Here is a 6919-nt window from a genome sequence, read left to right on the forward strand (position 1 = left end):
ATCGTCGCGGCCGCCGGTGCCGCTGCTGCGTTTGCGGTGAATGCGGTCAGCAATACCGCACTGATCGCGGTACTGCTGCGCTGGCGCCCACCGCCGAATCCGAATCCGCTGCCTCGCGAGACACTTGGCACCGCAGTCGCAGCGGGCGTTCGCTTTGTTGCCGGCTCGCCGGCCATTCGCAGGGTTCTGCTGCGCAGCGCGATCTACTGTATCGGCGCGAGCGCGCTGATGGCCCTGATGCCCTTGCTCGCCAAGGACCTGATCGGCGGCGGACCGCTGACCTACGGTCTGCTGCTCGGTGCATTTGGCGTGGGCGCAGTCGCCGGCGCCGTCGGCAACGCAAAGTTGCGTGAGCTGATGTCGACCGAGGCCATCGTCCGACTGACCAGCGTCAGTTTTGCGGTTGCCGCGGCAATCGCCAGTGTGAGCACGCATCTGCTGGCGACAATGGCGGCGCTGCTTCTGGCCGGCGCGGGCTGGCTGCTGACGATGGCCACATTCAACGTCGCCGTGCAGATGTCGGCTCCGCGCTGGGTCGTTGCGCGTGCCTTGTCGATCTATCAGATGGCGGCATTTGGCGGGCTCGCAGCCGGTAGCTGGTTGTGGGGCGAAGTCGCAGCGAGCAAGAGTCTCACCCTGTCACTGCTGGCGGCATCCGTGGTCATGCTCGGCTGCGCGGCGCTTGGACGCTGGCTGCCGCTCGCGCAGACGGAGGAACTCAACCTCGATCTGCTGCGCCTCTGGAAAGAACCGAGCACGGTCGTCCCTGTCGATGCGCGAACGGGTCCGGTCGTGATCACGATCGAGTACGTAATTGCTGAGGCAGATGTCGCGGAGTTTCTCGCCGCGATGGTCGAGCGACGTCGTGTGCGCCGCCGCGATGGGGCACGCAGCTGGCGCCTGCTGCGTGATCTCGCGGACGCTGAAATATGGATCGAGCGCTACGAAACGCCGACCTGGCTCGATTACGTTCGCCACAACAGCCGCATGACCCACCACGACGCAGCCATTTCCAAACGCCTGTGGGCCCTCCACCGTGGAAGCGCAGAACCAAGCGTCCGACGCAGGATCGAACGCCAGTGCGCTCCGCGTCTCTGGCAGCAAGCGCGCGAACCGCTGATCGATCCCACCCGATTGCCGTAGCGCAACAACCCATAGGTTTTGATATGCACGTCTGAATATTTAGCTGCCCGGAAAGCAGGCACATGCAATTGCCCGTAGCTCGCCGCCAAATACCATCAGCTATGCTGTACGACCGTTTCAATTTGAGTCACCGCAATGCTTGACGCGGCCAGCCTGGGACACGACATGATCCGGCTTCTAAAAGTCTCGACCGCCCTGTTGCTCTTGTCCGCAATGGCAATCGTTCTGGCCCGGATCATATTCGCCATCCCCGCTGTCGAGGGCCGGCTTGATGATGTCGCCCTGCCTCCCCCGCAAAGCGGCCCCCTGGCTGATCGGGCTGCACGCAACCTCCCCGGCAAGACCGGCATCGCGGCGCTTGGATGGGGCGCAGACGCTTTTGCCGCGCGCATCCTGCTGGCGGATGCCGCCGTCTCCTCCATCGACGCGCAGTACTACATCTGGCACGGCGACCTGACCGGCTCGCTCCTGCTCGACGCCTTGCGCCGTGCGGCGGATCGTGGCGTGCGCGTGAGACTGCTACTGGATGACAACGGCACCTCCGGTCTCGATGCCGAAATCGCGCAGCTCGACGCGCATGAGAACGCCGAGGTCCGGCTCTACAACCCGTTCAACCTGCGCCGTTTCAAAATGCTGAGTTTCACCTTCGACTTCTTCCGCCTGAACCGGCGCATGCACAACAAGTCCTTCACCGTCGACGGTCTCGCCACGATCGTTGGCGGGCGCAACGTCGGCGACGAATACTTCGGAATCGGCGCCACGCCGCTGTTTGTTGATCTGGACGTCCTGGCCGTAGGCAAGATCGTTGCCGAAGTGGCCGCCGACTTTGATCGTTACTGGGCCAGTCCTTCAGTGCATCTGGCCGGGCCCATCGTCGGAACGACGAACGGCGATCCAATCTCCGAGCGTTTGACGCGCTGGCGTGATGATCCCCGCTTCCGGGAATACAAGGAAATCCTGAAGGCGTCGAACCTAATTGCGCCTCTTTCCAATGGCACCCTTGAACTTGAATGGACCGACGCCGTGCTGGTCAGCGATGACCCGGTCAAGGGACAGGGAGCGGTCCCGCGCGAGGATCTACTCGCCGGTCAGCTGGCACGCAAGGTCGGCACCATCGAACGGCGTTTTGACGGCGTCTCTGCCTACTTCGTGCCCGGCAAGGCCGGCGTGGACGCCTTCGCCAAGCTGGAAGCCCAGGGTGTACAAGTGCGCATGCTGACCAACTCACTGGAGGCCACCGACGTACTACCGGTGCATGCCGGCTACGCCAAGCGCCGTGAGGCAATGCTCGCGTCCGGCGTCGACCTCTTCGAGCTTCGCCGCATGGCCACGCCGGAGACACCCGATGATCTGGGCATCTTTGGCTCTTCCGGCGCAAGCCTGCATGCCAAGACGTTCGCCGTGGACGGCGAGCGGATCTTCATCGGCTCATTCAACTTCGATCCGCGCTCGAACCAGCTCAATACCGAGATGGGTCTGCTGATCGACAGCGAGACCCTCGCAACCGGTCTGCATGCGGCCTTTGACGATGGATTTAGAGGCCTTGCCTGGCAGGTCGAAGAGCAGAACGGCAAGCTTGCATGGGTCGATCCGGCGACCGGCTCGGTCACCACGGAGGAGCCCGGATCGAGCACGTTCCGAAACCTCGCGCTGACGGTGGTCGGCTGGTTGCCGGTGGAGTGGCTGCTTTAGAACAACGCTGATCAAGTGGCGCTCAGAAGGCCTGCCAGATGCGCTGCGCGGCGAAGTGAAGACAGCTTGCGTTGTTCCTCATTGCCCCCGCGTTGACTCACGTCATGTCAGCTTTTTCTCAACAACGATACGATCAACCATCAACCACGACCATTGAGTGAAATTTGTCCATAAATAGCGCAAGCGAAAAAAAGCAGACCCTTTCATGGTTTGTCTTCGGCCTGATGGCCAGCGTGACTTTTGTCGGCCTTTTATCCGAACTGGTGCCGTCTGGCATCTTGCCGCAGATGACCGAGGGACTGGGCATTGAGGAAAGCGAAGTCGGCTTCATGGTCGGCGTCTATGCGCTGGCTTCCGCCGTCGCCGCCATCCCGCTGGTCAGCGCTACCCTGGCGATCAACCGCAAGACATTGCTGATGGTGCTTCTGGCCGGATTTGCTGCTTCGAATATTGTTGTCGGCCTTTCATCGTCTTATACGGTCATCATCTCCGCGCGCATCGTCGGCGGAATATGCGCTGGCGTGATGTGGCCGATGATCGCGGCCTACGGTACGCGACTGGTTCCGGAAAACATGCATGGCAAGGCGATCACGGTCATCATGTCGGGCAATACCCTGGGCATCAGCATCGGCCTGCCGGCAATGACCGCGATCGGGCTCACCTTCGGCTGGCGCAGCGTCTTCTTTGCTCTCGGCGTCATTGCCATCGTCATCGCCGTGCTGTCGTACTTCTATTTGCCCGCAGTGAAAGGCGAAAAACTCAGCAGAAGCAATTCGCCGCTGGCGGTGCTGAAAATGCCGTCGATGCTGATCGTCTTGCTGTTGACCTTTCTATCGGTCGCCGCCCACTACGGCATCTACACCTACATCACCTTGCTGGTGGAGTTGATCGACTTCACTGGAGGCATCGGCATGGCCCTGCTGATTTTCGGTATCGGCTCGGTGATTTCGGTGATTGTTTCAGCGAAATACATCGACGCCTATCTGCGCCCGCTGATCGTGCTCATGCTCGGCGTTGGCGCCCTTTCCATGGCCATGTTCCTTGTTTTCAAAGGCACCCTGGTCATCTCGCATGCCGCATTCTTCCTGTGGGGGCTGGCCTTTGGTCCGCTGGTGACCATGTACCAGACCGCCGTAACCAAGCAGGTTGAAAAAGCCCGGGACATCGCGACATCCGTGCAATCGAGCGTCTTCAATCTTTCGATCATGGTCGCCACCTGGGTCGGCGGCATGCTGCTGGTCCATTTCCCGGAAAACGGTGTCAAGTTCATTGTTTACATGTCACTGGCCTGCTTTGTTCTGGCCATGATCATTGCGTTTCAGGCCAGGCGCACCCTGCGCTCTTCCCCCGGCCCGGCCACCAACCCTTGAGTGAGGAAATCATGAAAAAATTCACCCATGCCCGAATCTATCGAGAGCACGATGAAGTCAGCGAGATCCTCGTCGACAAAGGTGTCATCAAGCAGATCGGCAAGAACCTGCCCAAGGCAGACGAGGAGATCGACCTGCAGGGTCGTCTCGTGGTGCCACCTTACGTGGACGCCCACCTGCATCTGGATTATGTCTACACCGCGCGCAGCGAGGGTGCCGCGAATACCAGCGGCACCCTGTTCGAAGGCATCGCCCGCTGGCACGACGTCAAGAAGAACCAGACGATCGACGACGCCAAAGAGCGCGCGCTGAAGGGCATCAACGAAGAGGTTTCCAGAGGTGTCCAGTTCATTCGCACGCATATCGACGTGTGCGATCCCAAGCTGACCGGACTCAAGGCGATGCTGGAAATCCGCGAACAGCTCAAGGACAAGGTCACCATCCAGATCGTCGCATTCCCGCAGGAAGGCATGTACGCCTGGAAGGGCGGCGACGAGATGGTCGAGGAAGCGCTGAAGATGGGCGCGGATTGCGTCGGCGCCATTCCGCACTTCGAATGGGCGCGCGAAATCGGCGAAAAATCCATGCACCGCACCGTTGAGCTGGCGGTCAAGCACGACAAGCTGATCGACGTGCACTGTGACGAGACCGACGACGTGATGAGCCGCTTCGTCGAACTGCTCAATGCGCTGGTGATGTCCGAAGATATCGGCACGCGCACAGCGGCCAGCCATACTTGTTCCTTCGGCTCGGCGGACAACGCCTACGCGTTCCGCATGATGAGTCTGTTCCAGAAATCCGGGATGAACTTCATCTCGCTGCCCACCGAGAACGCCTATCTGCAGGGCCGCCAGGACACCTACCCCAAGCGCCGCGGCCTGACCCGGGTCAAGGAACTGTGGGAAAGCGGCATCAACGTCTGCTTCGGCCAGGATTCGATCAACGATCCGTGGTATCCGGTTGGCAACGGCAACCTGATGAACATACTCGACAACGGCATTCACCTCGCCCAGACCATGTCGTTCGACGAGCTCGACCGCTGCATCGACCTGATCACCCATAACGGTGCGAAGACCCTGAACGTGGAAGACCAGTACGGCATCGAAACGGGCAAGCCGGCCAACTTCCTCGTCCTTGATGCCCGATCACCGTTCGAAGCCGTGCGCCAGCGCGCCGATGTACTCGCATCGATCCGCCATGGCGACTACCTGTTCAAGCGCCCCGAGCCGAGCTACGACATAGCGCTTGATCTGCTTGCCGGGACGAAGTGAAAAGGATGCAAACATGAATCGCCTGAAAGGTAAAATTGCCATCGTAACCGGCGCTGCCCAGGGTATGGGCGCTGCACACGCACGCGCCTTTCTCAAGGAAGGCGCCAGGGTTGTTCTGACAGATCTGAATGACGAGAAAGGGCAAGCGCTGGCGGCGGAGCTGGGCGAGGACAGCCTGTTCGTAAAACAGGATGTCACCAGCGAAGCGGATTGGGCACGCTTGATTGAAGCCACCGAAGCGCACTTCGGGCCGGTCGACATCCTGGTCAACAATGCCGGCATTACCCAATCCAGATCGCTGCTGGAAACATCGCTGGATGACTACCGTCGCATTCTGGAGATCAACCAGGTGTCGGTATTCCTGGGCATGAAATCCGTCGTTCCATCGATGATAAAAGCCGGCGGCGGTTCGATCGTGAATATCTCGTCGATCAACGGCCTGGTCGGTGGTGCGATCGGCTATACCGATTCAAAATTTGCCGTGCGCGGCATGACCAAAGCGGCCGCGCTGGAATGTGCAGCCTTCAACATTCGCGTCAATTCCGTCCACCCTGGCGTGATCGAAACACCGATGATCATGCAGGGCGACACCAAGACCGCGGTGGAGGCGTTCGCCAAACACATACCGCTGAAGCGCGTTGCAAAACCCGAAGAGGTGTCCAATCTGGTGCTGTATCTGGCGTCGGATGAATCGAGCTACTCGACGGGCTCGGAATTTGTCGTGGATGGCGGAATAACCGCTCAGTAATACCGTCTTTTTTTCGGGACTATCGTTATGGCGCATAGTCAGGGAAATGCTTGTTTGTTCGCCGGAGCTGCCAGCGACGATGCAAGCTCATGCACCGAAGCCAGGATTGTTCGACTCCTCAGACAACCTCGATAGCAACGGAACACACCCACATTGAAAGGCTAATTCTTCGAAGCGAGTGAATTCCATGGCCGTTGATACCTGAAAACCGAAGCACTGAAGATCATGAAAAATGGTTCCGAGATGCAGCACCTGCGTCGCTGCGTTGAACTTGCCGCAGAGGCATTGGCGGCGGGTGATCAACCGTTCGGTTCGCTGCTTGTTGCCGCCAACGGCGATGTTCTTTTTGAAGCCCGCAATCATGTCGAATCGGGGGATTCCACTCGCCATCCGGAACTCGAGATTGCGCGCTGGGCCGCAATCCATATGTCGCTGCAAGCCAGAGCAACCGCAACCGTGTATACCTCGGGCGAACACTGTCCGATGTGTGCCGCCGCGCACGGCTGGGTTGGCCTCGGACGAATCGTCTACGCAAGTTCCTCCAGACAACTTGCGCAGTGGCATGCCGAGTTGGGACTGGCGCCCGGCCCGATACGGGCATTGTCCATCCAGGAGGTGGTTCCCGGCGCGGTCGTCGAGGGCCCGATGGACGATCTGGCCGAGCAGGTACGCGACTTGCACCGCCGCTTTCACAA

6 protein-coding genes are annotated in these 6919 nt (G+C 60.0%); all 6 read left to right on the forward strand.

What is annotated here, in order from left to right; genetic code table 11:
- On the forward strand, window positions 1-1143 hold a 1143-nt coding region (locus tag VFN25_RS08555), incomplete at its 5' end, for an MFS transporter (protein WP_325140838.1).
- Between the two features lie 135 nt (window positions 1144-1278).
- A complete protein-coding gene (locus tag VFN25_RS08560) occupies window positions 1279-2835 on the forward strand; it encodes a phospholipase D family protein (protein WP_325140840.1) in 1557 nt (518 codons plus the stop codon).
- Window positions 2836-2999: 164 nt separating this feature from the next.
- Window positions 3000-4205: an MFS transporter gene (locus tag VFN25_RS08565; RefSeq protein ID WP_325140842.1), complete on the forward strand. Its 1206-nt coding sequence runs from the start codon at window positions 3000-3002 to the stop codon at window positions 4203-4205.
- Between the two features lie 11 nt (window positions 4206-4216).
- Window positions 4217-5476: a cytosine deaminase gene (codA, locus tag VFN25_RS08570; RefSeq protein ID WP_325140844.1), complete on the forward strand. Its 1260-nt coding sequence runs from the start codon at window positions 4217-4219 to the stop codon at window positions 5474-5476.
- A gap of 13 nt (window positions 5477-5489) precedes the next feature.
- Window positions 5490-6224 carry a glucose 1-dehydrogenase gene (locus tag VFN25_RS08575; RefSeq protein WP_325140846.1) on the forward strand — a complete coding sequence of 245 codons (735 nt, stop codon included), beginning with the start codon at window positions 5490-5492 and terminating at the stop codon, window positions 6222-6224.
- A gap of 225 nt (window positions 6225-6449) precedes the next feature.
- Window positions 6450-6919, forward strand: a 470-nt coding sequence (locus VFN25_RS08580; protein WP_325140847.1) for a nucleoside deaminase, incomplete at its 3' end; no start/stop codon positions are given.

The organism is Dokdonella sp., assembly GCF_035703485.1.
GTDB lineage: Bacteria > Pseudomonadota > Gammaproteobacteria > Xanthomonadales > Rhodanobacteraceae > Dokdonella.

What these genes read in the sequence shown, in the direction of transcription:
- VFN25_RS08560 (WP_325140840.1), top strand. Translation starts at nt 1,279, where the DNA reads ATGCTTGACGCGGCCAGCCTGGGACACGACATGATCCGGCTTCTAAAA.
- codA (WP_325140844.1), top strand. Translation starts at nt 4,217, where the DNA reads ATGAAAAAATTCACCCATGCCCGAATCTATCGAGAGCACGATGAAGTC.
- VFN25_RS08575 (WP_325140846.1), top strand. Translation starts at nt 5,490, where the DNA reads ATGAATCGCCTGAAAGGTAAAATTGCCATCGTAACCGGCGCTGCCCAG.